The organism is Enterobacter cloacae complex sp. P1B (assembly GCF_014982345.1).
GTDB classification, from domain to species: domain Bacteria; phylum Pseudomonadota; class Gammaproteobacteria; order Enterobacterales; family Enterobacteriaceae; genus Enterobacter; species Enterobacter bugandensis.
In genome coordinates this window covers 120769-145961 of record NZ_JADCLF010000003.1, presented here as the reverse complement: position 1 = coordinate 145961, position 25193 = coordinate 120769, and the positions used below count along the sequence as shown (strand labels likewise).

At 55.9% G+C, this 25193-nt stretch carries 23 protein-coding genes; 20 read left to right on the top strand and 3 right to left on the bottom strand.

Annotated features, from left to right (window positions below; translation table 11 throughout):
• Positions 1-69: 69 nt before the first annotated feature.
• The 20 genes from cra to mutT all read left to right on the top strand — a co-directional run bounded on the left by cra (position 70) and on the right by mutT (position 23526).
• Positions 70-1077 (top strand): catabolite repressor/activator, encoded by a 1008-nt coding sequence (gene cra / locus INF77_RS01990; protein ID WP_014168621.1) that lies wholly within the window; start codon positions 70-72, stop codon positions 1075-1077.
• Positions 1078-1676: 599 nt separating this feature from the next.
• Positions 1677-2135: a division/cell wall cluster transcriptional repressor MraZ gene (gene mraZ, locus INF77_RS01985; RefSeq protein ID WP_014882537.1), complete on the top strand. Its 459-nt coding sequence runs from the start codon at positions 1677-1679 to the stop codon at positions 2133-2135.
• Positions 2136-2137: 2 nt separating this feature from the next.
• On the top strand, positions 2138-3079 hold the full coding sequence (gene rsmH / locus INF77_RS01980) for a 16S rRNA (cytosine(1402)-N(4))-methyltransferase RsmH (RefSeq protein WP_193532383.1): 942 nt from the start codon (positions 2138-2140) through the stop codon (positions 3077-3079).
• Positions 3076-3441: a cell division protein FtsL gene (gene ftsL / locus INF77_RS01975; protein ID WP_006173860.1), complete on the top strand. Its 366-nt coding sequence runs from the start codon at positions 3076-3078 to the stop codon at positions 3439-3441. The genes rsmH and ftsL overlap by 4 nt, the downstream gene beginning before the upstream one ends.
• Before the next feature lie 15 nt (positions 3442-3456).
• Positions 3457-5223: a peptidoglycan glycosyltransferase FtsI gene (locus INF77_RS01970; RefSeq protein WP_028015504.1), complete on the top strand. Its 1767-nt coding sequence runs from the start codon at positions 3457-3459 to the stop codon at positions 5221-5223.
• Positions 5210-6697 carry a UDP-N-acetylmuramoyl-L-alanyl-D-glutamate--2,6-diaminopimelate ligase gene (gene murE / locus INF77_RS01965; protein WP_014882540.1) on the top strand — a complete coding sequence of 496 codons (1488 nt, stop codon included), beginning with the start codon at positions 5210-5212 and terminating at the stop codon, positions 6695-6697. Before INF77_RS01970 ends, murE begins: the two co-directional genes overlap by 14 nt.
• On the top strand, positions 6694-8052 hold the full coding sequence (gene murF / locus INF77_RS01960; protein WP_193532382.1) for a UDP-N-acetylmuramoyl-tripeptide--D-alanyl-D-alanine ligase: 1359 nt from the start codon (positions 6694-6696) through the stop codon (positions 8050-8052). Before murE ends, murF begins: the two co-directional genes overlap by 4 nt.
• On the top strand, positions 8046-9128 hold the full coding sequence (mraY, locus tag INF77_RS01955) for a phospho-N-acetylmuramoyl-pentapeptide-transferase (protein ID WP_008501985.1): 1083 nt from the start codon (positions 8046-8048) through the stop codon (positions 9126-9128). The genes murF and mraY overlap by 7 nt, the downstream gene beginning before the upstream one ends.
• Positions 9129-9130: 2 nt before the next feature.
• Positions 9131-10447 carry a UDP-N-acetylmuramoyl-L-alanine--D-glutamate ligase gene (murD, locus tag INF77_RS01950; RefSeq protein ID WP_028015507.1) on the top strand — a complete coding sequence of 439 codons (1317 nt, stop codon included), beginning with the start codon at positions 9131-9133 and terminating at the stop codon, positions 10445-10447.
• Entirely contained in the window at positions 10447-11691 is a 1245-nt protein-coding gene (gene ftsW, locus INF77_RS01945) for a cell division protein FtsW (protein ID WP_028015508.1), read from the top strand. The genes murD and ftsW overlap by 1 nt, the downstream gene beginning before the upstream one ends.
• Positions 11688-12752 (top strand): undecaprenyldiphospho-muramoylpentapeptide beta-N-acetylglucosaminyltransferase, encoded by a 1065-nt coding sequence (gene murG, locus INF77_RS01940; RefSeq protein WP_028015509.1) that lies wholly within the window; start codon positions 11688-11690, stop codon positions 12750-12752. Before ftsW ends, murG begins: the two co-directional genes overlap by 4 nt.
• A gap of 56 nt (positions 12753-12808) precedes the next feature.
• Complete coding sequence (gene murC / locus INF77_RS01935) at positions 12809-14284, top strand: UDP-N-acetylmuramate--L-alanine ligase (RefSeq protein WP_047363459.1); 1476 nt, start codon at positions 12809-12811, stop codon at positions 14282-14284.
• On the top strand, positions 14277-15197 hold the full coding sequence (locus tag INF77_RS01930; RefSeq protein ID WP_041911244.1) for a D-alanine--D-alanine ligase: 921 nt from the start codon (positions 14277-14279) through the stop codon (positions 15195-15197). Before murC ends, INF77_RS01930 begins: the two co-directional genes overlap by 8 nt.
• Before the next feature lies 1 nt (position 15198).
• Positions 15199-16041, top strand: coding sequence for a cell division protein FtsQ (gene ftsQ, locus INF77_RS01925; protein WP_045259458.1), 843 nt, complete (start codon positions 15199-15201; stop codon positions 16039-16041).
• A complete protein-coding gene (gene ftsA / locus INF77_RS01920) occupies positions 16038-17294 on the top strand; it encodes a cell division protein FtsA (protein ID WP_006173845.1) in 1257 nt (418 codons plus the stop codon). Before ftsQ ends, ftsA begins: the two co-directional genes overlap by 4 nt.
• Before the next feature lie 63 nt (positions 17295-17357).
• Positions 17358-18509, top strand: coding sequence for a cell division protein FtsZ (gene ftsZ, locus INF77_RS01915; protein WP_008501978.1), 1152 nt, complete (start codon positions 17358-17360; stop codon positions 18507-18509).
• Between the two features lie 101 nt (positions 18510-18610).
• Positions 18611-19528 carry a UDP-3-O-acyl-N-acetylglucosamine deacetylase gene (gene lpxC / locus INF77_RS01910; protein ID WP_006810110.1) on the top strand — a complete coding sequence of 306 codons (918 nt, stop codon included), beginning with the start codon at positions 18611-18613 and terminating at the stop codon, positions 19526-19528.
• A gap of 280 nt (positions 19529-19808) precedes the next feature.
• The gene (gene secM / locus INF77_RS01905) at positions 19809-20312 is read left to right on the top strand and encodes a secA translation cis-regulator SecM (RefSeq protein WP_041912065.1); all 504 of its coding nucleotides are present in this window, start codon (positions 19809-19811) and stop codon (positions 20310-20312) included.
• Between the two features lie 58 nt (positions 20313-20370).
• The gene (gene secA / locus INF77_RS01900) at positions 20371-23076 is read left to right on the top strand and encodes a preprotein translocase subunit SecA (RefSeq protein ID WP_041911242.1); all 2706 of its coding nucleotides are present in this window, start codon (positions 20371-20373) and stop codon (positions 23074-23076) included.
• A gap of 57 nt (positions 23077-23133) precedes the next feature.
• Positions 23134-23526, top strand: a complete 393-nt coding sequence (mutT, locus tag INF77_RS01895; RefSeq protein WP_028015515.1) for an 8-oxo-dGTP diphosphatase MutT — start codon at positions 23134-23136, stop codon at positions 23524-23526.
• A 34-nt stretch (positions 23527-23560) separates the two neighbouring features.
• Here the strand turns inward: mutT and yacG are convergent, their stop codons facing one another.
• From yacG to coaE, 3 genes are read right to left on the bottom strand one after another with little or no spacing between them, the layout of a single operon-like run.
• Positions 23561-23755, bottom strand: coding sequence for a DNA gyrase inhibitor YacG (gene yacG / locus INF77_RS01890; RefSeq protein WP_028015516.1), 195 nt, complete (start codon positions 23753-23755; stop codon positions 23561-23563).
• Between the two features lie 9 nt (positions 23756-23764).
• On the bottom strand, positions 23765-24508 hold the full coding sequence (gene zapD, locus INF77_RS01885) for a cell division protein ZapD (RefSeq protein ID WP_028015517.1): 744 nt from the start codon (positions 24506-24508) through the stop codon (positions 23765-23767).
• The gene (gene coaE / locus INF77_RS01880) at positions 24508-25128 is read right to left on the bottom strand and encodes a dephospho-CoA kinase (RefSeq protein WP_028015518.1); all 621 of its coding nucleotides are present in this window, start codon (positions 25126-25128) and stop codon (positions 24508-24510) included. Before coaE ends, zapD begins: the two co-directional genes overlap by 1 nt.
• Positions 25129-25193: the final 65 nt, after the last annotated feature.

Below are 25193 nucleotides of genomic sequence, written 5' to 3'. Positions count from 1 at the left end.
TAGATGTTAAAAGATTTAACCATAACCTTGACAGGGCCATGGACTCTTTTCTTTTTTTAAGGGGCAATTGTGAAACTGGATGAAATCGCCCGGCTAGCCGGCGTGTCACGAACAACGGCCAGCTATGTGATTAACGGCAAAGCAAAGCAGTACCGCGTCAGCGATAAGACCGTTGAAAAAGTTATGGCGGTGGTTCGTGAGCATAACTACCATCCGAATGCTGTCGCTGCCGGCCTGCGTGCCGGGCGCACCCGCTCTATTGGTCTGGTGATCCCGGATCTGGAAAACACCAGCTATACCCGTATCGCCAACTATCTTGAACGTCAGGCCCGCCAGCGCGGTTACCAGCTGCTGATAGCCTGTTCTGAAGACCAGCCCGATAACGAGATGCGCTGCATTGAACATCTGCTCCAGCGTCAGGTCGATGCCATCATCGTCTCGACCTCCTTACCGCCGGAGCATCCGTTTTACCAGCGCTGGGCGAACGATCCGTTCCCCATCGTGGCGCTTGACCGCGCGCTTGATCGTGAGCATTTCACAAGCGTAGTGGGTGCCGATCAGGATGACGCGGAAATGCTGGCCGCTGAGCTGAGAACCTTCCCCGCTGAAACGGTGCTGTATCTTGGCGCGCTGCCCGAGCTTTCCGTAAGCTTCCTGCGTGAGCAAGGGTTCAGAACCGCATGGAAAGACGATCCGCGTGAAGTCCACTATCTCTATGCCAACAGCTATGAACGCGAAGCCGCTGCGCAGCTGTTCGAAAAATGGCTGGAGACGCACCCGATGCCCCAGGCGCTGTTCACCACGTCATTTGCCCTTCTGCAGGGGGTAATGGATGTCACCTTGCGTCGTGAAGGCAAGCTTCCCTCTGACCTGGCGATCGCCACGTTTGGGGATAACGAGCTTCTCGATTTCCTTCAGTGCCCGGTGCTGGCGGTGGCCCAGCGTCACCGAGATGTAGCGGAACGCGTCCTGGAGATTGTTCTGGCGAGCCTGGATGAGCCGCGCAAACCGAAGCCGGGTCTGACGCGTATCAAACGTAATCTCTATCATCGCGGAATTTTGAGCCGCCATAAATGAAATGACGGGGCGGCGAAAAACCGCCCCTTTTTACTGGAATAATTCGCCGAGTTAATTCCCGCAGTGAAATTAGGATAATTCTTGAGAGATCCTAATCTACTATTTTTCTTAATTCATTTTGCCGTTTAAAAGGGTCCTTAAAGAATCATGAAGCGATTTTTAAAAGCCTCTCTTTGTATTACTTTGTTACAAACCCTCTTCGGTCGATGAATATTCAGACGTTTTTCCTTCCCCCCGACTGGCCAGCAACGCAACCGCTGCTTCCACCGACCGATTGAGTGAATCTGGCGCTGTTATCCCCTGACAATCTGTCATAAAATGCTGCCCGCGTCGCAAACTGACACTTTATATTTATCTGCGATGATATTGAGTGAGCCTTAACGCTAGTGTGCATATTCGGTTTTTTTCTTACAAATATTCATAACGTTAATTTGCCTCGCCAGTTGTGCAGTTATTAACCAGGACTGTTTATCTCTGTAAATAGAGGGCTTTCGGGTCTCTACAGGGAGAGTCCTGGCTTGACAAGCTTTTCCCTCGCTCCGTAAACTCCTTTAGGTGGGAATTTGTGGGTTAAAGTGGTGAGGAGGGGTGAGACTGGCATGTTCCGTGGAGCTACGTTAGTCAATCTCGACAGCAAAGGGCGTTTATCGGTCCCAACCCGATACCGCGACCAGCTGATTGAGAATGCTTCGGGTCAAATGGTTTGCACCATTGACATCAACTCCCCCTGCCTGCTGCTTTATCCCTTACCTGAATGGGAAATCATTGAGCAAAAGCTGTCGCGACTGTCGAGCATGAACCCGCAAGAGCGCCGCGTGCAGCGGCTGTTATTGGGACATGCCAGTGAGTGTCAGATGGATAGCGCCGGGCGATTACTGATTGCGCCCGTGCTGCGGCAACATGCCGGTCTGACCAAAGAAGTGATGCTGGTCGGGCAGTTCAACAAGTTTGAACTGTGGGACGAAACGACCTGGTATCAACAGGTCAAGGAAGATATCGACGCTGAGCAGTCTGATTCCGCAACTTTATCGGAACGGCTGCAGGACTTGTCTCTATAAATATGATGGAAAATTATAAACATAAAACGGTGTTACTGGACGAGGCCGTGAACGGCCTGAATATTCGTCCGGATGGCATCTACATTGATGGCACGTTTGGTCGCGGTGGTCACTCGCGTTTGATCCTCTCCCAGCTTGGAGAGGAAGGGCGACTGCTGGCAATCGATCGCGATCCGCAGGCGATTGCCGTTGCACAGACCATCAATGACCCACGCTTTTCCATCGTGCATGGACCTTTTTCTGCGCTCGCGGATTACGTGGCCGAGCGCGGTCTCACGGGCAAGATCGACGGGATTCTTCTCGATCTTGGCGTATCTTCACCCCAGCTTGATGATGCAGAACGCGGCTTCTCCTTTATGCGCGACGGTCCGCTGGACATGCGTATGGACCCGACGCGCGGCCAGTCTGCCGCCGAATGGCTGCAGACCGCTGACGAAGCAGATATTGCCTGGGTGATCAAAACCTTCGGCGAAGAACGTTTTGGGAAGCGCATTGCGCGCGCCATCGTTGAGCGCAACCGCGTTGAGCCAATGACCCGCACCAAAGAGCTGGCGGAAGTGATTGCGGCGGCGACGCCGGTGAAGGATAAGCACAAACATCCCGCGACCCGTACCTTCCAGGCGGTTCGCATCTGGGTAAACAGTGAACTGGAGGAAATAGAGCTGGCGCTAAAAAGCTCGCTCGACGTGCTGGCCCCGGGTGGGCGGTTATCCATCATCAGCTTCCATTCGCTGGAAGACCGCATTGTAAAACGCTTCATGCGTGAACATAGCCGCGGTCCTCAGGTTCCAGCGGGGCTGCCGATGACGGAAGAACAACTCAGGAAGCTGGGGGGCCGTCAGTTGCGAGCATTAGGCAAGTTGATGCCGGGCGAAGAAGAGGTGGCAGAGAATCCACGTGCCCGTAGTTCAGTGCTGCGAGTTGCAGAGAGGACGAACGCATGATCGGCAGAGTGACAGAAACCCTAAGCAAAGTTAAGGGATCGTTAGGAAGCAACGAGCGCCATGCCTTGCCTGGCGTGATCGGCGACGATCTTTTGCGATTCGGGAAACTGCCACTCTGCCTGTTCATTTGCATCATTGTTACGGCAGTTACGGTGGTGACCACAGCTCACCATACACGTTTATTGACTGCGCAACGCGAGCAGCTGGTGCTGGAACGCGATGCGCTGGATATTGAATGGCGAAATCTGATCCTTGAAGAAAACGCGCTCGGCGATCACAGCCGGGTTGAACGGATCGCAACGGAAAAGCTGCAACTGCAGCATGTTGATCCTTCCCAGGAAAATATCGTAGTACAAAAATAAGGGAACACGCGACGCATGAAAGCAGCGGCAAAAACGCTTAAACCAAAACGTCAGGAAGAACAGGCCAACTTCATCAGTTGGCGTTTTGCGTTGCTTTGTGGCTGCATTTTACTGGCGCTGGGTTTCCTGCTGGGACGCGTGGCGTGGTTGCAAATCATCGCCCCTGACATGCTGGTACGCCAGGGAGATATGCGCTCCCTTCGCGTTCAGGAAGTGTCGACTTCTCGCGGAATGATCACTGACCGTTCAGGTCGCCCGCTGGCGGTGAGCGTGCCGGTGAAAGCGATTTGGGCCGACCCGAAAGAGCTGCACGACGCCGGTGGCATCACGCTTGATAACCGCTGGAAAGCGCTTTCAGATGCGCTCAAAATGCCGCTGGATCAGCTAGCCTCCCGCGTCAACGCGAACCCGAAAGGGCGTTTTATCTATCTGGCGCGCCAGGTTAACCCTGACATGGCGGACTACATTCGAAAACTGAAGCTGCCGGGCATTCATCTGCGCGAAGAATCCCGTCGTTACTATCCGTCCGGCGAAGTAACCGCTCACCTCATCGGCTTCACCAACGTCGACAGCCAGGGGATTGAAGGCGTTGAAAAAAGCTTCGATAAGTGGCTCACCGGCCAGCCTGGCGAGCGAATTGTGCGTAAGGACCGCTACGGGCGCGTCATTGAAGATATCTCCTCTACGGACAGCCAGGCGGCGCACAACCTGGCTCTGAGTATCGACGAGCGCCTGCAGGCGCTGGTCTACCGCGAGCTGAACAACGCCGTGGCGTTTAACAAGGCAGAATCCGGCAGCGCCGTGCTGGTGGATGTCAGCACCGGAGAAGTGCTGGCCATGGCCAACAGTCCTTCCTACAACCCGAACAACTTTACCGGCACCGCAAAAGATGCGATGCGTAACCGGGCGATTACCGACGTGTTCGAACCAGGCTCCACGGTGAAGCCGATGGTGGTGATGACGGCGCTTCAGCGCGGTATCGTCAATGAAAACACGGTCCTGAACACGATCCCTTACCGTATTAACGGCCACGAGATTAAAGACGTGGCGCGCTACAGCGAATTGACCCTGACCGGGGTGTTACAGAAGTCGAGTAACGTCGGTGTTTCAAAGCTGGCGTTAGCGATGCCGTCCTCAGCGTTAGTAGAGACTTACTCACGTTTTGGACTTGGAAAGGCGACCAATTTGGGGTTGGTCGGAGAACGCAGTGGCTTATATCCTCAAAAACAACGGTGGTCTGACATAGAGAGGGCCACCTTCTCTTTCGGCTACGGGCTAATGGTAACCCCGTTACAGTTAGCGCGAGTCTACGCAACGATTGGCAGCTACGGCGTCTATCGCCCGCTGTCCATCACCAAAGTTGATCCACCGGTTCCGGGCGAGCGTATCTTCCCGGAATCCATCGTTCGTACCGTGGTGCACATGATGGAAAGCGTGGCGCTGCCGGGCGGCGGCGGCGTGAAGGCGGCCATCAAAGGCTATCGCATCGCCATTAAAACCGGTACGGCGAAAAAGGTGGGGCCAGACGGCCGCTACATCAACAAATACATTGCCTATACCGCAGGCGTTGCGCCTGCTAGCAATCCGCGTTTTGCGCTGGTGGTCGTGATTAACGATCCACAGGCGGGTAAATACTACGGCGGCGCCGTTTCCGCGCCTGTGTTTGGCGCCATCATGGGCGGCGTGTTACGCACCATGAACGTTGAACCAGATGCGCTGGCGACGGGCGAAAAAAGTGAATTTGTAATTAATCAAGGCGAGGGTACAGGTGGCAGATCGTAATTTGCGCGACCTTCTCGCTCCGTGGGTGCCTAATGCACCGGAGCGAGCACTGCGAGAGATGGTACTGGACAGCCGCGTGGCTGCTTCTGGCGATCTTTTTGTGGCGGTGGTTGGTCATCAGGCGGACGGGCGTCGTTATATCCCGCAGGCGATTGCGCAAGGTGTGGCTGCCATTATTGCTGAGGCTAAAGACGAGGCAACCGACGGTGAGATCCGTGAAATGCACGGGGTGCCGGTTATCTATCTCAGCCAGTTGAATGAGCGTCTCTCTGCACTGGCAGGACGTTTTTATCACGAACCTTCCGACCAGCTGCGTCTGGTTGGCGTGACGGGCACGAACGGAAAAACCACCACCACGCAGCTGATGGCGCAGTGGGCTCAGTTGCTGGGTGAAACCGGCGCGGTGATGGGGACCGTGGGTAACGGCCTGCTGGGCAAAGTGAGCCCGACGGAAAACACCACCGGTTCTGCGGTTGACGTACAGCACGTGCTTGCCGGTCTGGCAGGGCAGGGGGCAACCTTTGCCGCGATGGAAGTTTCTTCGCACGGCCTGGTACAGCACCGCGTCGCGGCACTGAAGTTTGCTGCTTCAGTGTTCACCAACCTGAGCCGCGATCACCTTGATTATCATGGTGATATGGAACACTACGAAGCCGCCAAATGGCTGTTGTTCTCTACTCACCATTACGGCCAGGCCATCATCAACGCCGACGACGAAGTGGGCCGCCGCTGGCTTGCGAAGCTGCCAGACGCGGTAGCGGTGTCGATGGAAGACCATATCAATCCGAACTGCCACGGCCGCTGGCTGAAGGCCGTTGACGTTAACTATCACGATAGTGGCGCGACGATCCGCTTTGCCTCTTCCTGGGGTGAAGGTGAAATTGAAAGCCGCCTGATGGGGGCGTTCAACGTCAGCAACCTGCTGCTGGCGCTGGCAACGCTACTGGCGCTGGGTTATCCGATGGCGGAACTGCTGAAAACGTCAGCGCGTCTACAGCCGGTTTGCGGCCGTATGGAAGTGTTTAGCGCGCCGGGCAAACCGACCGTGGTTGTCGATTATGCCCACACGCCGGATGCGCTGGAAAAAGCGCTGGAAGCGGCACGCCTGCACTGCACCGGTAAACTCTGGTGCGTCTTCGGCTGCGGTGGCGATCGCGACAAAGGTAAACGTCCCCTGATGGGCGCCATTGCGGAGCAGTTCGCGGACATTCCTGTGGTCACCGATGACAATCCGCGTACCGAAGAGCCGCGCGCCATCATCAACGACATTCTGGCGGGTATGCTGGACGCCGGTCGCGCCCGTGTGGTGGAAGGCCGCGCGGAAGCCGTGACAAACACCATCATGCAGGCAAAAGAAAATGATGTCGTTCTGCTGGCCGGTAAAGGTCATGAAGACTATCAGATTGTTGGCAATCGTCGTCTGGACTACTCCGACCGCGTAACGGCAGCGCGTCTGCTGGGAGTCGTCGCATGATTAGCATCACCTTAAGCCAGGCCGCTGCGGTACTGCACGGCGAGCTGCTGGGCCAGGATCAGACCATTGACGCGGTCACCACCGACACCCGCAAAGTGACCGCGGGCTGTCTGTTTGTGGCGCTGAAAGGCGAACGTTTTGACGCGCATGATTTTGCCGGACAGGCCAAAGAAAACGGCGCTGGCGCGCTGCTGGTCAGCCGCAGGCTGGATATCGATTTGCCGCAGATTGTCGTGAACGATACGCGTCTCGCGTTCGGCGAGTTGGCTGCCTGGGTTCGTCAGCAGGTGCCTGCTCGCGTTGTCGCGCTGACCGGGTCATCGGGCAAAACGTCAGTGAAAGAGATGACGGCGGCCATCCTCAGCCAGTGCGGTAATACGCTTTATACCGCAGGCAACCTCAATAATGACATCGGCGTGCCGATGACATTACTTCGCCTGACCAAAGAGCATGAGTTTGCGGTGATCGAGTTAGGGGCAAACCACCAGGGCGAAATCGCCTGGACCGTGAGCCTGACTCGCCCGGAAGCGGCGCTGGTGAATAACCTTGCAGCAGCGCATCTGGAAGGTTTTGGCTCGCTGGAAGGCGTGGCGAAAGCGAAAGGCGAAATTTACACCGGTCTGCCTGCTGACGGCATTGCCATTCTCAATGCCGACAACAACGACTGGCTGAACTGGCAGAGCATCATTGGCTCGCGTAAAACCTGGCGCTTCTCGCCGAACGCGGCCAACAGTGACTTTACCGCGACCAATATCCATGTGACGTCGCACGGTACGGAATTCACGCTTGCTACCCCAACGGGTGACGTAGACGTGCTGTTACCGCTGCCGGGACGCCATAACATCGCCAATGCGCTGGCAGCAGCGGCCTTGTCGACGGCGGTGGGAGCGTCACACGAGGCGATTAAAACCGGGCTGGCGAATTTGAAAGCCGTGCCGGGACGCCTGTACCCGATCCCGCTTGCAGAAAACAAATTGCTGCTGGATGACTCCTACAACGCGAACGTCGGCTCAATGACGGCGGCGGTGCAGGTGCTATCTGAAATGCCGGGCTACCGCGTCATGGTGGTTGGCGACATGGCGGAGCTGGGCGATGAAAGCGAAGCCTGTCATACCCAGGTGGGTGAAGCGGCGAAAGCGGCGGGACTGGACTGCGTGCTGAGCGCAGGAAAACTGAGCCAGGCGATTAGCCATGCCAGCGGCGTTGGCGAACATTTTGCCGACAAAGCCGCGTTGATTGAGCGCCTTAAGGCATTAATTACAGAAAAACAAATTGTGACAGTGTTAGTGAAAGGTTCACGTAGTGCCGCCATGGAAGAGGTTGTGCACGCATTACAGGAGAACGGGACATGTTAGTTTGGCTGGCCGAACATTTGGTCAAATATTATTCAGGCTTTAACGTCTTTTCATATCTGACGTTTCGCGCCATCGTCAGCCTGCTGACTGCGCTGTTCATCTCGTTGTGGATGGGCCCGCGCATGATTGCCCGTCTGCAAAAACTCTCTTTCGGCCAGGTCGTACGTAACGACGGTCCGGAGTCGCACTTCAGCAAGCGCGGTACGCCGACGATGGGCGGGATCATGATCCTGACCGCGATCGTCGTTTCCGTACTGCTGTGGGCCTATCCGTCTAACCCGTACGTCTGGTGCGTGCTGACCGTACTGGTGGGCTACGGCATTATCGGGTTTGTGGATGATTACCGTAAAGTCGTCCGCAAAGACACGAAGGGCCTGATTGCCCGCTGGAAGTATTTCTGGATGTCAGTGATTGCGCTGGGCGTTGCCTTCGCGCTGTATCTGGCAGGAAAAGATACGCCCGCCACCGAACTGGTGGTGCCGTTCTTTAAAGACGTGATGCCGCAGCTGGGGCTGTTCTACATCCTGCTGGCCTACTTTGTGATTGTTGGTACCGGTAACGCCGTTAACCTGACCGATGGCCTGGATGGTCTGGCGATTATGCCAACCGTCTTCGTGGCGGCTGGTTTTGCGCTGGTGGCGTGGGCGACCGGTAACATGAACTTTGCGAACTACCTGCACATCCCTTATCTGCGTCACGCGGGTGAGCTGGTGATCGTCTGTACGGCGATTGTCGGCGCGGGGCTGGGCTTCCTCTGGTTCAACACCTATCCGGCGCAGGTCTTTATGGGTGACGTCGGTTCTCTGGCGCTGGGCGGCGCGCTGGGCATTATCGCCGTGCTGCTGCGTCAGGAGTTCCTGCTGGTGATCATGGGCGGCGTGTTTGTGGTTGAAACCCTGTCGGTGATTTTGCAGGTCGGCTCCTTCAAGCTGCGCGGTCAGCGCATCTTCCGTATGGCGCCGATCCACCACCACTATGAACTGAAAGGCTGGCCGGAGCCGCGCGTGATTGTGCGCTTCTGGATTATTTCGCTGATGCTGGTGCTGATTGGCCTGGCAACTCTGAAGGTACGTTAATCATGGCAGATTACCAGGGTAAAAAAGTCGTTATCATTGGGTTAGGCCTCACTGGCCTCTCCTGCGTGGACTTTTTCCTTGCGCGCGGCGTGACGCCGCGCGTGATGGATACGCGTGTCTCTCCGCCGGGTCTGGACAAACTGCCGGAACAGGTTGAACGCCACCTTGGTGGTCTGAATGATGACTGGCTGCTGGCAGCCGATCTGATTGTCGCCAGCCCGGGTATGGCGCTGGCGCACCCTTCACTGAGCGCTGCTGCGGATGCGGGCGTTGAGATTGTCGGCGATATCGAGCTGTTCTGCCGCGAAGCGCAGGCGCCGGTTATAGCGATCACCGGTTCTAACGGCAAAAGTACCGTCACTACCCTGGTGGGTGAAATGGCGAAAGCCGCAGGCATGAACGTAGGGGTAGGCGGCAATATCGGTCTGCCCGCGCTGATGCTGCTGGACAAAGGCTGCGAGCTGTACGTTCTGGAACTTTCCAGCTTCCAGCTTGAAACCACCTCCAGCCTGCATGCGGCGGCGGCAACGATCCTCAACGTGACGGAAGATCATATGGATCGGTACCCATTTGGTCTGCAGCAGTATCGCGCGGCCAAGCTGCGTGTTTACGAAAATGCCAAAGTTTGCGTGGTTAACGCCGACGACGCGCTGACCATGCCGGTGCGCGGCGCGGACGAGCGCTGCATCAGCTTTGGTATCACCATGGGTGATTATCATCTGAACCGCCAGCTGGGCGAAACCTGGCTGCGCGTGAAAGGTGAAAAAGTGCTGAACGTGAAGGAGATGAAGCTTTCCGGCCAGCACAACTATACCAATGCCCTGGCGGCGCTGGCGCTTGCAGATGCCGTAGGGCTGCCGCGCTCTTCCAGCCTGAAAGCGTTGACCACATTTTCCGGCCTGGCACACCGTTTCCAGCTGGCGCTGGAGCATAACGGCGTGCGCTGGATTAACGACTCCAAAGCGACCAACGTGGGAAGCACGGAGGCCGCGCTGAACGGTCTGCACGTTGACGGCACCCTGCATCTTCTGTTGGGTGGCGACGGCAAATCCGCTGATTTCTCCTCCCTGAAACAGTACCTCACCGGCGATAACATCCGCCTGTACTGCTTTGGCCGTGACGGCAGCGAGCTGGCTGAACTACGCCCGGAAGTTGCTGAGCAAACTGAAACGATGGAACAGGCGATGCGCCTGATTGCCCCGCGCGTGCAGCCTGGCGACATGGTTCTGCTCTCCCCGGCGTGCGCCAGCCTCGATCAGTTTAAGAATTTCGAACAGCGTGGCGATGTCTTTACCCGCCTTGCGAAGGAGTTAGGCTGATGCGTTTATCTCTCCCTCGCCTGAAAATGCCGCGCCTGCCAGGATTTGGAATTCTGGTGTGGCTGTTTGCGGCGCTGAAAGGCTGGGTGATGGCTTCACGGGATAAAGATTCCGATAGCCTGATTATGTACGACCGCACCCTGTTCTGGCTGACGCTGGGGCTGGCGGCGATCGGCTTTATCATGGTGACGTCGGCCTCTATGCCCGTTGGACAGCGTCTGGCGAACGATCCCTTCCTGTTCGCCAAGCGTGACGGGCTTTACATCATACTGGCGTTCTGCCTGGCGCTGGTAACGCTTCGTCTGCCGATGGCGTTCTGGCAGCGCCACAGTACCGCGATGCTGATCGCCTCCATTATCATGCTGCTGATCGTGCTGGTTGTCGGGAGCTCCGTTAACGGGGCATCACGCTGGATCGCCTTCGGCCCGCTGCGTATTCAGCCTGCGGAGTTCACCAAGCTTTCGTTATTCTGCTACCTGGCAAACTACCTGGTGCGAAAAGTCGATGAGGTGCGAAACAACCTTCGCGGCTTCTTAAAGCCGATGGGCGTCATTCTGGTGCTGGCGATCCTGCTGCTGGCGCAGCCTGACCTCGGGACCGTTGTCGTACTGTTTGTCACCACGCTGGCTATGCTGTTCCTGGCAGGGGCCAAGCTGTGGCAGTTCATCGCCATCATCGGGATGGGGATTTCAGCGGTGGTGCTGCTGATCCTCGCCGAGCCTTACCGTATCCGCCGCGTGACCTCGTTCTGGAACCCATGGGAAGATCCGTTCGGTAGCGGTTACCAGCTGACGCAGTCGCTGATGGCGTTTGGCCGCGGTGAAGTCTGGGGGCAAGGCCTGGGCAACTCGGTGCAGAAACTGGAGTATTTACCGGAGGCGCACACCGACTTTATCTTCTCCATTATTGGGGAAGAACTGGGTTATATCGGTGTGGTATTAGCGCTTTTAATGGTATTCTTCGTCGCTTTCCGCGCCATGTCGATTGGCCGAAAAGCGCTGGAGATTGATCACCGCTTCTCAGGCTTCTTAGCCTGCTCAATTGGTATCTGGTTTAGCTTCCAGGCGCTGGTTAACGTCGGGGCCGCAGCGGGTATGCTGCCGACCAAAGGTCTGACGTTGCCGCTGATCAGCTATGGTGGTTCGAGCCTGTTGATCATGTCGACGGCCATTATGTTTTTGTTACGCATAGATTATGAGACGCGTCTGGAGAAAGCCCAGGCGTTTACACGAGGTTCACGATGAATCAACCGAAGCGGTTAATGGTGATGGCAGGCGGTACCGGTGGACACGTGTTCCCGGGGCTGGCGGTTGCGCACCATTTAATGGAGCAGGGCTGGCAGGTACGCTGGCTGGGAACCGCAGACCGCATGGAAGCCGACCTGGTACCGAAGCACGGTATTGAGATCGACTTTATTCGTATTTCCGGCCTGCGAGGCAAAGGCCTCAAGGCCATGCTGCTGGCGCCGGTGCGTATTTTTAACGCCTGGCGTCAGGCGCGCACCATCATGAAGCGCTTTAAGCCCGATGTGGTGCTGGGTATGGGCGGCTATGTTTCTGGTCCCGGCGGGCTGGCCGCGTGGTCGTTAGGCATTCCCGTTGTTCTGCACGAGCAGAACGGTATTGCCGGTCTGACCAACAAGTGGCTGGCGAAAATCGCCACCAAAGTGATGCAGGCGTTTCCCGGTGCGTTTCCGAAAGCGGACGTGGTGGGTAACCCGGTGCGCGTCGACGTGCTGGCGCTGCCTCTACCGGATGCCCGCCTGGCGGGACGTGAAGGCCCGGTTCGTGTTTTGGTCGTTGGTGGTTCTCAGGGTGCGCGCATTCTGAATCAGACAATGCCGCAGGTGGCGGCAAAGCTGGGTGATGCCGTGACTATCTGGCACCAAAGCGGTAAAGGCGCTCAGCAGACCGTTGAGCAGGCGTACGCTGATGAAGGCCAGCCGCAGCATAAAGTGACGGAATTTATTGACGATATGGCCGCAGCCTATGCCTGGGCCGATGTCGTGGTCTGCCGCTCTGGCGCGCTGACGGTGAGCGAAATCGCCGCCGCCGGCTTGCCAGCGCTGTTCGTGCCGTTCCAGCACAAAGACCGACAGCAGTACTGGAACGCGCTGCCGCTTGAGAAAGCCGGCGCGGCGAAAATTTTTGAGCAGCCACACTTTACCGCCGATGCGGTCGCCACCACCCTGGCGGGCTGGAACAGAGACGCACTGCTGGAGATGGCGCAGCGCGCGCGCGCTGCCGCTATCCCGGATGCGACAGAACGGGTGGCAAAAGAAGTGAGTCTGGCAGCCCAGGCTTAACCCTCGCAGCGCGTGTTGCGCTGCACGAATTTTAAGTAGTCGATGGCGTTTAGAGAATGAATACACAACAACTGGCAAAACTGCGTTCAATCGTGCCCGAGATGCGTCGCGTCCGGCACATTCACTTTGTTGGCATCGGTGGTGCCGGCATGGGCGGTATTGCCGAAGTGTTAGCTAACGAAGGTTATCAGATCAGCGGGTCCGACCTGGCGCCAAACCCTGTCACGCAGCAGCTTGCGTCGCTTGGGGCGACTATCTATTTCAACCATCGCCCGGAAAACGTGCGCGATGCAAGCGTGGTGGTGGTATCGAGCGCCATCTCCTCTGACAATCCGGAAATCGTTGCCGCGCACGAAGCGCGCATTCCAGTGATCCGCCGCGCAGAAATGCTGGCGGAACTGATGCGGTTCCGTCACGGCATTGCGATTGCCGGTACCCACGGTAAAACCACGACCACGGCGATGGTTTCCAGCATTTATGCGGAAGCGGGTCTCGATCCGACGTTTGTCAACGGCGGTCTGGTGAAAGCCGCAGGCGTCCATGCGCGTCTGGGCCACAGCCGTTATCTGATTGCGGAAGCGGATGAGAGCGACGCGTCGTTCCTGCACCTGCAGCCGATGGTGGCGATTGTCACCAATATCGAAGCTGACCATATGGATACCTACCAGGGCGACTTCGAAAACTTAAAGCAGACCTTCATCAACTTCCTGCACAACCTGCCGTTTTATGGTCGCGCGGTGATGTGCGTGGACGACCCGGTGATCCGCGAGCTGCTGCCGCGCGTCGGTCGTCAAATCACCACCTACGGCTTCAGCGAAGACGCTGACGTCCGCGTGGAAGAGTACAAACAGATTGGTGCGCAGGGGCATTTCACTCTGGCGCGTCAGGACAAAGAGCTGCTGCACGTTACGCTGAATGCGCCAGGGCGCCATAACGCACTTAACGCCGCAGCGGCAGTGGCTGTTGCGACGGAAGAAGGCATTGATGATGAGGCGATCCTGCGCGCGCTGGAAAGCTTCCAGGGGACGGGGCGTCGCTTCGACTTCCTCGGCGAGTTCCCGCTGGAAGCGGTGAATGGTAAGCCAGGTACCGCGATGCTGGTGGACGACTACGGTCACCATCCGACGGAAGTGGACGCGACCATCAAAGCCGCACGCGCGGGCTGGCCGGAGAAGAATCTGGTGATGATCTTCCAGCCGCACCGCTTCACGCGTACCCGCGATCTGTATGATGATTTCGCCAGTGTGCTGTCACAGGTAGATACCCTGCTGATGCTGGATGTTTACGCCGCCGGCGAAACGCCAATTCCAGGCGCAGACAGCCGTTCCCTGTGTCGTACCATCCGCGGGCGCGGTAAAGTTGACCCTATTCTGGTTTCTGACCCGGCACAGGTGGCGGAAATTCTGGCACCGGTCCTGACCGGTAACGATCTCATCCTGATTCAGGGTGCGGGAAATATCGGCAAGATCGCCCGTACCTTAGCTGAAATCAAACTGAAGCCGCAAACCCAGGAGGATGAGCATCATGGCTGATAAGATTGCAGTCCTCTCTGGCGGCAACTCCGCCGAGCGCGAGGTTTCTCTGAATTCCGGCGCTGCCGTGCTGGCGGGCCTGCGTGAAGGCGGCGTAAACGCACATATTGTCGATCCAAAAGAGGTCGACGTGACGCAATTAAAAGCGATGGGCTTCGATAAGGTCTTTATCGCGTTACATGGTCGTGGCGGTGAAGACGGAACCCTGCAAGGGCTTCTGGAGCTGATCGGCCTGCCTTACACTGGCAGCGGCGTGATGGCATCCGCCATCTCTATGGATAAACTGCGCAGTAAGTTACTCTGGCAGGGAGCGGGTTTACCCGTTGCGCCGTGGGTGGCGCTGACGCGCGGCGAATTTGAATTGGGCCTGTCGGACAGCGTTAATACACGCATTGCGGCACTGGGCTTACCGGTTATTGTAAAGCCGAGCAGGGAAGGGTCGAGCGTCGGGATGTCAAAGGTCGATAAAGCTGAAGATTTAACATCTGCTTTAGCGCTGGCATTTCAACATGATGAAGAAGTTCTGATTGAAAAATGGCTCAGCGGGCCGGAATTTACCGTCGCGATGCTTGGCGAAGAAATTTTACCGTCAATTCGCATCCAACCCGCCGGAGTCTTCTATGATTATGAGGCGAAGTATCTCTCTGATGAGACGCAATATTTCTGTCCTTGTGGTCTTGAAGCAGAGCGCGAAGCCGAATTACAGTCCCTGGTGCTTAAAGCCTGGAATGTTTTGGGCTGCAGCGGCTGGGGACGCATTGATGTGATGCAGGACAATGACGGGCAATTTTATCTGCTGGAAGCCAATACGTCACCGGGAATGACCAGCCACAGCCTTGTGCCGATGGCGGCGCGTCAGGCGGGAATGAGCTTCTCGCAGTTAGTCGTACGTATTCTGGACCAGGCGGGCTGATATGTCTCAGGCTGCATTGAACACGCGCAACCGCGATGACGAAGAAGAATACACTTCTTCACGGCGGAGTAATGGAACGCGTCTTGCAGGGATAATTTTCCTGCTCGGGGTGCTGTGCACCGTGTTTATCAGCGGCTGGATGGTGCTGGGCTGGATGGAAGACGCACAGCGGTTGCCGCTGTCAAAGCTGGTGGTGACCGGCGAGCGTCACTACACGCGTAACGATGATATTCGCCAGTCTATTCTGGCGCTGGGATCGCCCGGCACCTTTATGACGCAGGACGTCAATATTATCCAGAGCCAGATTGAACGTCTGCCATGGATAAAACAGGCGAGTGTCAGAAAACAATGGCCTGATGAATTGAAGATTCATCTGGTTGAATATGTGCCCATTGCGCGTTGGAATGATCAGCACATGGTTGACGTAGATGGAAATTCCTTCAGCGTCCCGAGCGATCGTGTCAACAAGCAAAATTTACCGATGTTGTATGGCCCTGAAGGCAGCGAAAACGAAGTATTGCAGGGTTTTCGTGAAATGGGGCAGGTGCTGGCGAAGGACAGGTTTACGTTAAAGGATGCTGCGATGACGGCGCGCCGCTCCTGGCAACTGACGTTGACGAACGGCATTAAGCTCAACCTGGGACGCGGCGACACAATGAAACGTCTTGCGCGTTTTGTAGAACTTTACCCGGTTTTACAACAGCAGGCGCAGGCGGACGGCAAACGGATAAGCTACGTTGATTTGCGCTATGACTCAGGCGCAGCAGTCGGTTGGGAGCCGGCTCCGGTCGAGGAACCTAATCAGCAACAGAATCAGGCACAGGTACAGGCAGAACAACAATGATCAAGGCGACGGACAGAAAACTGGTAGTTGGACTGGAGATTGGCACCGCGAAGGTTGCCGCTTTAGTAGGGGAAGTTCTGCCCGACGGTATGGTCAATATCATTGGCGTGGGCAGTTGCCCGTCCCGTGGTATGGATAAAGGTGGGGTAAACGACCTTGAGTCGGTGGTGAAATGCGTACAGCGCGCCATCGACCAGGCTGAATTAATGGCAGATTGCCAGATTTCTTCTGTCTATCTGGCCCTTTCTGGCAAGCACATTAGCTGCCAGAACGAAATCGGTATGGTGCCGATTTCTGAAGAAGAAGTGACGCAGGAAGACGTTGAAAACGTTGTGCATACGGCGAAGTCCGTGCGCGTTCGCGATGAGCATCGCGTGCTGCACGTGATCCCGCAGGAATATGCGATTGACTACCAGGAAGGGATCAAGAACCCGGTTGGTCTGTCTGGCGTGCGTATGCAGGCAAAAGTGCACCTGATCACATGTCACAACGATATGGCGAAGAACATCGTAAAAGCCGTTGAACGTTGTGGCCTGAAAGTTGACCAACTTATTTTCGCCGGTCTGGCGGCAAGTTATTCCGTGCTGACCGAAGACGAACGTGAACTGGGTGTCTGTGTGGTCGATATTGGTGGTGGTACAATGGACATGGCCGTGTATACCGGCGGTGCGCTGCGCCACACCAAAGTGATCCCTTACGCAGGGAACGTTGTGACCAGCGATATTGCTTACGCTTTTGGTACGCCACCGAGCGATGCAGAAGCGATTAAAGTACGCCACGGCTGTGCGCTGGGGTCTATCGTTGGTAAAGATGAGAGCGTTGAGGTGCCGAGCGTGGGCGGCCGTCCGCCGCGTAGCCTGCAGCGCCAGACGTTGGCAGAGGTAATTGAGCCGCGCTATACCGAGCTGCTCAACCTGGTCAACGAAGAGATTTTACAGCTTCAGGAACAGCTTCGTCAGCAGGGTGTTAAGCATCATCTTGCGGCGGGGATTGTATTAACCGGCGGTGCAGCGCAAATTGAAGGTCTTGCGGCCTGCGCTCAGCGCGTGTTCCATACGCAGGTGCGTATTGGTGCGCCGCTGAATATTACCGGTTTAACGGATTATGCTCAGGAGCCGTACTATTCAACGGCTGTGGGCCTGCTTCACTACGGGAAGGAATCTCATCTCAGTGGTGAAGCGGAAGTGGAAAAACGCGTCTCAGTGGGGTCGTGGGTCAAACGACTGAACAACTGGCTGCGAAAAGAGTTTTAATTTTTTAAAGAGACCGGAGAGAATTAGCGGTCTCGGGCGACAGGCACAACGGAGAGAGAAATTATGTTTGAACCTATGGAACTGACCAACGACGCGGTGATTAAAGTCATCGGCGTCGGTGGCGGCGGCGGTAACGCCGTAGAGCATATGGTGCGTGAACGCATTGAAGGTGTTGAATTCTTCGCAGTTAACACCGATGCGCAGGCACTGCGTAAAACGGCAGTAGGCCAGACTATCCAGATCGGCGGTGGCATCACCAAAGGGCTGGGCGCTGGGGCTAACCCGGAAGTCGGTCGCAACGCGGCTGAAGAAGATCGTGAAGCCCTGCGTGCTGCACTGGAAGGTGCGGACATGGTCTTCATCGCAGCAGGCATGGGCGGCGGTACCGGTACCGGTGCAGCACCTGTTGTCGCTGAAGTAGCTAAAGATTTAGGTATCCTGACCGTTGCTGTCGTGACCAAGCCTTTCAATTTTGAAGGCAAGAAGCGCATGGCCTTCGCGGAGCAGGGTATCACCGAGCTGTCCAAGCATGTGGACTCGCTGATCACCATCCCGAACGACAAGCTGCTGAAAGTTCTGGGTCGTGGTATCTCCCTGCTTGACGCCTTCGGCGCAGCAAACGACGTGCTGAAAGGCGCGGTCCAGGGTATCGCAGAACTGATTACCCGTCCTGGCCTGATGAACGTTGACTTTGCAGACGTTCGCACCGTGATGTCCGAAATGGGCTACGCGATGATGGGCTCTGGCGTGGCGAGCGGCGAAGACCGTGCGGAAGAAGCGGCTGAAATGGCGATCTCTTCTCCACTGCTGGAAGATATCGATCTGTCCGGTGCGCGCGGCGTGCTGGTCAACATTACCGCTGGCTTTGACCTGCGTCTGGATGAGTTCGAAACCGTGGGTAATACCATCCGCGCGTTCGCCTCTGACAACGCGACCGTGGTAATCGGTACTTCCCTTGACCCGGAAATGAACGACGAGCTGCGTGTTACCGTTGTTGCGACCGGTATCGGTATGGACAAGCGTCCTGAGATCACCCTCGTGACCAACAAGCAGACTCAGCAACCGGTAATGGATCGTTACCAGCAGCACGGTATGTCTCCTCTGACTCAGGAGCAAAAACCGGCTGCGAAAGTGGTAAACGACCCAACGCCGCAAACGGCAAAAGAGCCAGATTATCTGGACATCCCGGCGTTCCTGCGTAAGCAAGCTGACTAAGAATTGGCTGGAATTTGGGGATTTGCGCTCTTTGTGCTAAACTGGCCCACCGTTAGTGATATACACTCTCGGTTGGATAGTTAATTTGGCGAGATTATACGATGATCAAACAAAGGACACTTAAACGTATCGTTCAGGCGACGGGTGTCGGTTTACATACCGGCAAGAAAGTCACACTGACGTTACGCCCTGCGCCGGCCAATACCGGGGTCATCTATCGTCGCACCGACTTGAATCCACCGGTAGATTTTCCGGCCGATGCCAAATCTGTGCGTGATACAATGCTCTGTACTTGTCTGGTGAACGAGCATGACGTGCGGATTTCTACCGTAGAGCACCTGAACGCCGCCCTGGCGGGTCTGGGTATCGACAACATTATTGTTGAAGTCGATGCGCCAGAAATCCCGATTATGGATGGTAGTGCTGCGCCGTTCGTTTATCTGTTGCTGGATGCCGGCATCGAAGAACTGAACTGTGCGAAGAAATTTGTTCGCATCAAAGAGACCGTTCGCGTCGAAGATGGCGACAAGTGGGCTGAATTCAAACCGTACAATGGTTTCTCGTTGGACTTTACCATCGACTTTAACCATCCGGCGATTGACTCCAGCACTCAGCGCTACGCGATGAACTTCTCTGCTGATGCGTTTATGCGCCAGATCAGCCGCGCACGTACGTTTGGCTTCATGCGTGATATCGAATATCTGCAGTCCCGCGGCCTGTGCCTGGGCGGCAGCTTCGATTGTGCCATCGTTGTTGACGATTATCGCGTACTGAACGAAGACGGCCTGCGTTTTGAAGATGAATTCGTTCGTCACAAAATGCTGGATGCGATCGGCGACCTGTTCATGTGTGGTCACAACATCATTGGTGCATTTACCGCGTTCAAATCCGGTCATGCACTGAACAACAAATTGTTGCAGGCCGTCCTGGCAAAACAGGAAGCCTGGGAATATGTGACCTTTGAAGACGAAGCGGAACTGCCGCTGGCGTTCAAAGCACCGACTATGGTCCTGGCGTAACGGTTAACGCCGTTTCGTAAGAAAAGCGACTGGTTCACCTGGTACTCTCTCCGACCAGGGAAGCCAGTCGTTTTTATTTCTGCCCTTCTTTGATTTGCCCCTCTACTCCCTGGCCATTGTCGGATGCCGAATAACGGTGTGTTCGCTGCATTATTGACCGTTTTTACCTGCTGCAAGGTGTCATTCCTGCTGCTGCGTATTGGCTTTAGTGGTAATATCTGGGCGCTAAAAAAGAATAATTGAACTCAGCCTGCACTGGCGGGCGAATGTGGTGGAGCAAGTGAGCGGAATACTGACGCGCTGGCGACAATTTGGCAGACGTTACTTCTGGCCGCATCTCTTATTAGGGATGGTCGCGGCAAGTTTCGGCTTGCCTGCGCTCAGCAACAGTGCGGAAGCGGCGACGCCAGCACGTTCCACGACAACTAAACACGATCTCTCGACGCGGGTTAACTTTACTAATCTCGCGTGGCTTGAAGCCAGCCGTCGTCCTAATTTCTCCGTTGATTACTGGCAGCAGCACGCCATCCGCACGGTTATTCGTCATCTGTCGTTCGCGATGGCGCCGCAGACGATGCCTGTTGCTGAAGAGTCGCTGCCGGTTCAGGCTCAGCATCTTGCCCTGCTCGATACGCTTAATGCGCTTCTGACGCAGGATAACCAGCCGCCCGTGACCGTGAGTCAGACGGCGCAAACCTCGTTTGTTCCTCCTGTATCATTCTCCGTTTCGACATGGATTAGCCAGGTTCACGGCATCCGTGCCGGGCCTCAACGCCTCAGCTAAATTAACCTTTTTCAATACCTTAATTTATCTGCCCGTCTGGGGCGTTTGAGAATTTATTATGCTAATCAAATTATTAACCAAAGTTTTTGGTAGTCGTAACGATCGTACCCTGCGCCGTATGCGCAAAGCTGTAAACGTCATCAACGGTATGGAACCGGCGATGGAGAAGCTCTCTGATGATGAGCTGAAGGCGAAAACCGCGGAATTCCGCGCACGCCTGGAAAAAGGCGAAACCTTAGAGAGCCTGATCCCGGAAGCTTTCGCCGTTGTGCGTGAAGCGAGTAAACGTGTGTTCGGCATGCGTCACTTCGACGTTCAATTGCTGGGCGGTATGGTGCTTAACGAACGCTGCATCGCGGAAATGCGTACCGGTGAAGGTAAAACCCTGACCGCAACGCTGCCGGCTTACCTGAATGCACTTACCGGTAAAGGCGTTCACGTTGTTACCGTCAACGACTATCTGGCCCAGCGTGATGCCGAAAACAACCGTCCGCTGTTCGAATTCCTCGGCATGACCGTCGGCATCAACATGTCCGGACTGCCGGCACCCGCCAAGCGCGAAGCCTACAACGCGGACATCACCTACGGCACCAACAACGAATACGGCTTCGACTACCTGCGCGACAACATGGCGTTCAGCCCGGAAGAGCGCGTCCAGCGTAAGCTGCACTATGCGCTGGTGGATGAGGTTGACTCCATTCTGATCGATGAAGCGCGTACCCCGCTGATCATCTCCGGCCCGGCCGAAGACAGCTCTGACATGTACCGTAAAGTCGACAAAATCATTCCACACCTGCTGCGTCAGGAGAAAGAAGACTCCGATACCTTCCAGGGGGAAGGCCACTTCTCCGTGGATGAAAAAGCGCGCCAGGTGAACCTGACCGAACGCGGTCTGGTGAAAATCGAAGAGCTGCTGGTGGCTGAAGGCATTATGGAAGAGGGTGAGTCCCTGTATTCCCCGAGCAACATCATGCTGATGCACCACGTGACCGCCGCGCTGCGCGCCCACGCGCTGTTCACCCGCGACGTTGACTACATCGTGAAAGACGGCGAAGTCATCATTGTCGATGAACACACCGGCCGTACCATGCAGGGTCGTCGCTGGTCTGATGGTCTGCATCAGGCCGTTGAAGCGAAAGAAGGCGTGGATATCCAGAACGAAAACCAGACGCTGGCATCCATCACCTTCCAGAACTACTTCCGTCTGTATGAGAAGCTGGCGGGGATGACCGGTACCGCAGATACCGAAGCGTTTGAATTCAGCTCCATCTACAAGCTGGATACCGTGGTGGTGCCAACCAACCGTCCGATGATCCGTAAGGATATGCCGGACCTGGTGTACATGACCGAAGCGGAAAAAATTCAGGCGATCATCGAAGATATTCGCGACCGTACTGCCAATGGTCAGCCGGTTCTGGTGGGGACCATCTCCATCGAGAAATCCGAGGTGGTTTCCAATGAGCTGACCAAAGCAGGCATCAAGCACAACGTTCTGAACGCCAAGTTCCACGCTAAAGAAGCGGACATTGTTGCTCAGGCGGGCTATCCGGCAGCCGTGACCATCGCCACCAACATGGCGGGTCGTGGTACCGATATTATGCTCGGCGGTAGCTGGCAGGCTGAAGTCGCTGAACTGGAAAACCCAACGCCAGAGCAGATCGAGCAGATCAAAGCCGACTGGCAGGTGCGTCACGACGCGGTGCTGGCATCCGGTGGTCTGCACATCATCGGTACCGAGCGTCACGAATCTCGTCGTATCGACAACCAGCTGCGTGGCCGTGCGGGCCGTCAGGGTGATGCCGGTTCTTCCCGCTTCTACCTGTCTATGGAAGATGCGCTGATGCGTATTTTCGCCTCCGACCGCGTGTCCGGCATGATGCGTAAGCTGGGCATGAAGCCTGGTGAAGCCATTGAGCACCCATGGGTGACTAAAGCGATCGCTAACGCCCAGCGTAAAGTTGAAAGCCGCAACTTCGATATTCGTAAGCAGCTGCTGGAATATGATGACGTGGCCAACGATCAGCGTCGCGCGATCTACACCCAGCGTAACGAACTGCTGGACGTGTCCGACGTGAGCGAAACCATCAACAGCATCCGCGAAGATGTGTTCAAAGCCACCATCGACGCGCATATTCCACCGCAGTCTCTGGAAGAGATGTGGGACGTTGAAGGCCTGCAGGAACGTCTGAAAAACGACTTCGATCTCGATCTGCCAATCAAAGAGTGGCTGGACAAAGAGCCTGAGCTGCATGAAGAGACCCTGCGCGAACGTATCTTTGAAACCGCGCTGGAGGTTTATAAGCGTAAGGAAGAAGTGGTTGGCGCTGAGATGATGCGTCACTTCGAAAAAGGCGTGATGCTGCAGACGCTGGACTCCCTGTGGAAAGAGCACCTGGCGGCGATGGACTACCTGCGTCAGGGTATCCACCTGCGCGGCTATGCGCAGAAAGATCCGAAGCAGGAGTACAAGCGTGAATCCTTCTCCATGTTTGCCTCTATGCTGGAGTCACTGAAGTACGAAGTGATCAGCACCCTGAGCAAGGTTCAGGTGCGCATGCCGGAAGAAGTGGAAGCGATGGAGCAGCAGCGTCGTGAAGAAGCTGAGCGTCTGGCGCAGATGCAGCAGCTGAGCCACCAGACTGACGAAAGCGAAGCCGCAGCAGCGATCGCCGCGCAGACCGGCGATCGTAAAGTCGGTCGTAACGATCCGTGCCCGTGTGGTTCGGGTAAAAAATACAAGGCGTGCCACGGCCGCCTGAGCTAAGAACATAACTAACTGAAAAGGCGCAGATATCTGCGCCTTTTTTATGGAAGTGACGCTATGAAAATACTGCAAATTGCCGTCGGGATTATTCGCAACCCGCAAAACCAAATCTTCATCACCCAGCGCGCTGCTGACGCCCATATGGCGAACAAGTGGGAGTTTCCTGGCGGGAAAATCGAATCAGGAGAAACACCGGAAGAGGCGCTGGTGCGTGAGCTGCAGGAAGAGGTGGGGATTACCCCGCTTGGCGCCACGCTGTTCGATAAGCTGGAGTATCAGTTTCCCGACAGGCACATCACGCTGTGGTTCTGGCTGGTGGAAAGCTGGGAAGGTGAACCCTGGGGAAAAGAGGGACAGCCGGGTAACTGGGTGGAACTTCAGGTCAGTGATGCCGACAAATTCCCGCCAGCCAATGAGCCTGTGATCCGCCGCTTAGCGACAAACATGTAGGCCTGCCGAACGAATCGCCAGCAGGCTTTGAACGTTACTGCTGGCTTTCGCTCCAGTCATCGCTATCCGAGAGGTCGCCTTCACTCGGAATACGTTTCTCTTCCGCCGCCCATTCGCCCAGATCAATGAGCTGACAGCGCTTGCAGCAGAACGGGCGAAACGGACTCACTTCTCCCCAGACGACAGTTTTCCCACAGGTTGGGCAGTTTACGGTGGTGACGTCAGACATTGGCACTCCTTAACAACAGGCCAGTTCAAAATCGAGGCGTTCCGGCACGGTGCCATTTTCACTGTCCAGCGGCATAAAGCGGATCGCGAAACGGCTTTTATGCCCGGAAATTTGTGGATAAAGCTGCTCGCCAAGCGACAAATTTAGACGCAGAAGATCGGCGTCGTCGCCGTTGTCCTGATAAAAACCGTTGAGACTGGTTTGCTTGCGGAACGGGGCAGAGTTACGCACAAGATCGAGGATCAGCGATAGCGTCTGATTCATCGGCTCCAGGCTACCCAGCCAGCTGTTTACCTGGCGATCGCGCTGTTCCTGCGGCATATGCAGCCACATATGCAGCGTTGGCAGATCAAAGCTACAGCAACCGCCCGGTATGCTCAGGCGCTGGCGCACCAGCGCTATCAAACGGTCTTCTCGTAAATATTGCCCAACGCGCGGCGCGGCCATCAGCGTCGTGCTGCTGTTTTTCAACTGCTGGCGTAAGGCGTCAATTCGACTTTGATCCACGCCCGGTACTTCGGCCCAGGCCTGTAATTTACGCTGCTGGCGCTCCAGCTCTTTCAACAGCTCCGTGCGGACATCGCCACGTTCAATCACATCCAGCAGATCGCCTACGTTGCGAAAGAAGTGCAACGCCGTGGCATGATCGTTAACAGGCAGATGTTGTGAAAGCTGTTGGATGAGAAATTCAATGCGCAGCCAGGTACGCATTTTTTCATTAAGCGGGTGCTCAAAAAGGATGTGGGTCGACATTATGGTTTTTCCTGTGCAACGGCCTGCGCGGCGAAGGTTAGATACTGCTCGTGCAGGCGGGCAACATCCGATGCAATGGCATCTGGTGCGCCGTTATTATCAATAACATCATCCGCAACGGCAAGGCGCTGAGCGCGAGTGGCCTGAGCGGCAAGAATTTGTTCAGCATGTTCACGAGAGACGTGGTCGCGCGTCATGGTTCGCTGGATTTGCGTCTCGGGTGTGACATCAATCACCAATACCCGATTGGCTTTCTTATGCAGCTGATTTTCTACCAGGAGCGGAACCACCCACAGGACATAGGGCGAGCGGGCTGCGGCTATCTGACGCTGAGTTTCCTGGTGGATAATGGGGTGGAGCAGGGCATTAAGCCAGGCTTTTTCCGCAGAATCGGAAAAAATATATTCGCGAAGCTGACGGCGGTTCAGTGTGCCATCGGCATTGATGATTGCCTGACCGAAATGGTCGGCGATGGCCTTTAGCGCGGGTGTATTGGGCTCTACCACCTGACGGGCAATAATATCAGCATCAATAATCGCGATGCCGAGACGAGAAAACGCGTCCGCAACGGTACTTTTGCCACTACCGATGCCGCCGGTTACTGCGACGATATACCCCATTAAATCAAATCCTGGGAATTATTCATTATGGAAATCAGTTGCTTAAAAAACAAACGTGCGACAGT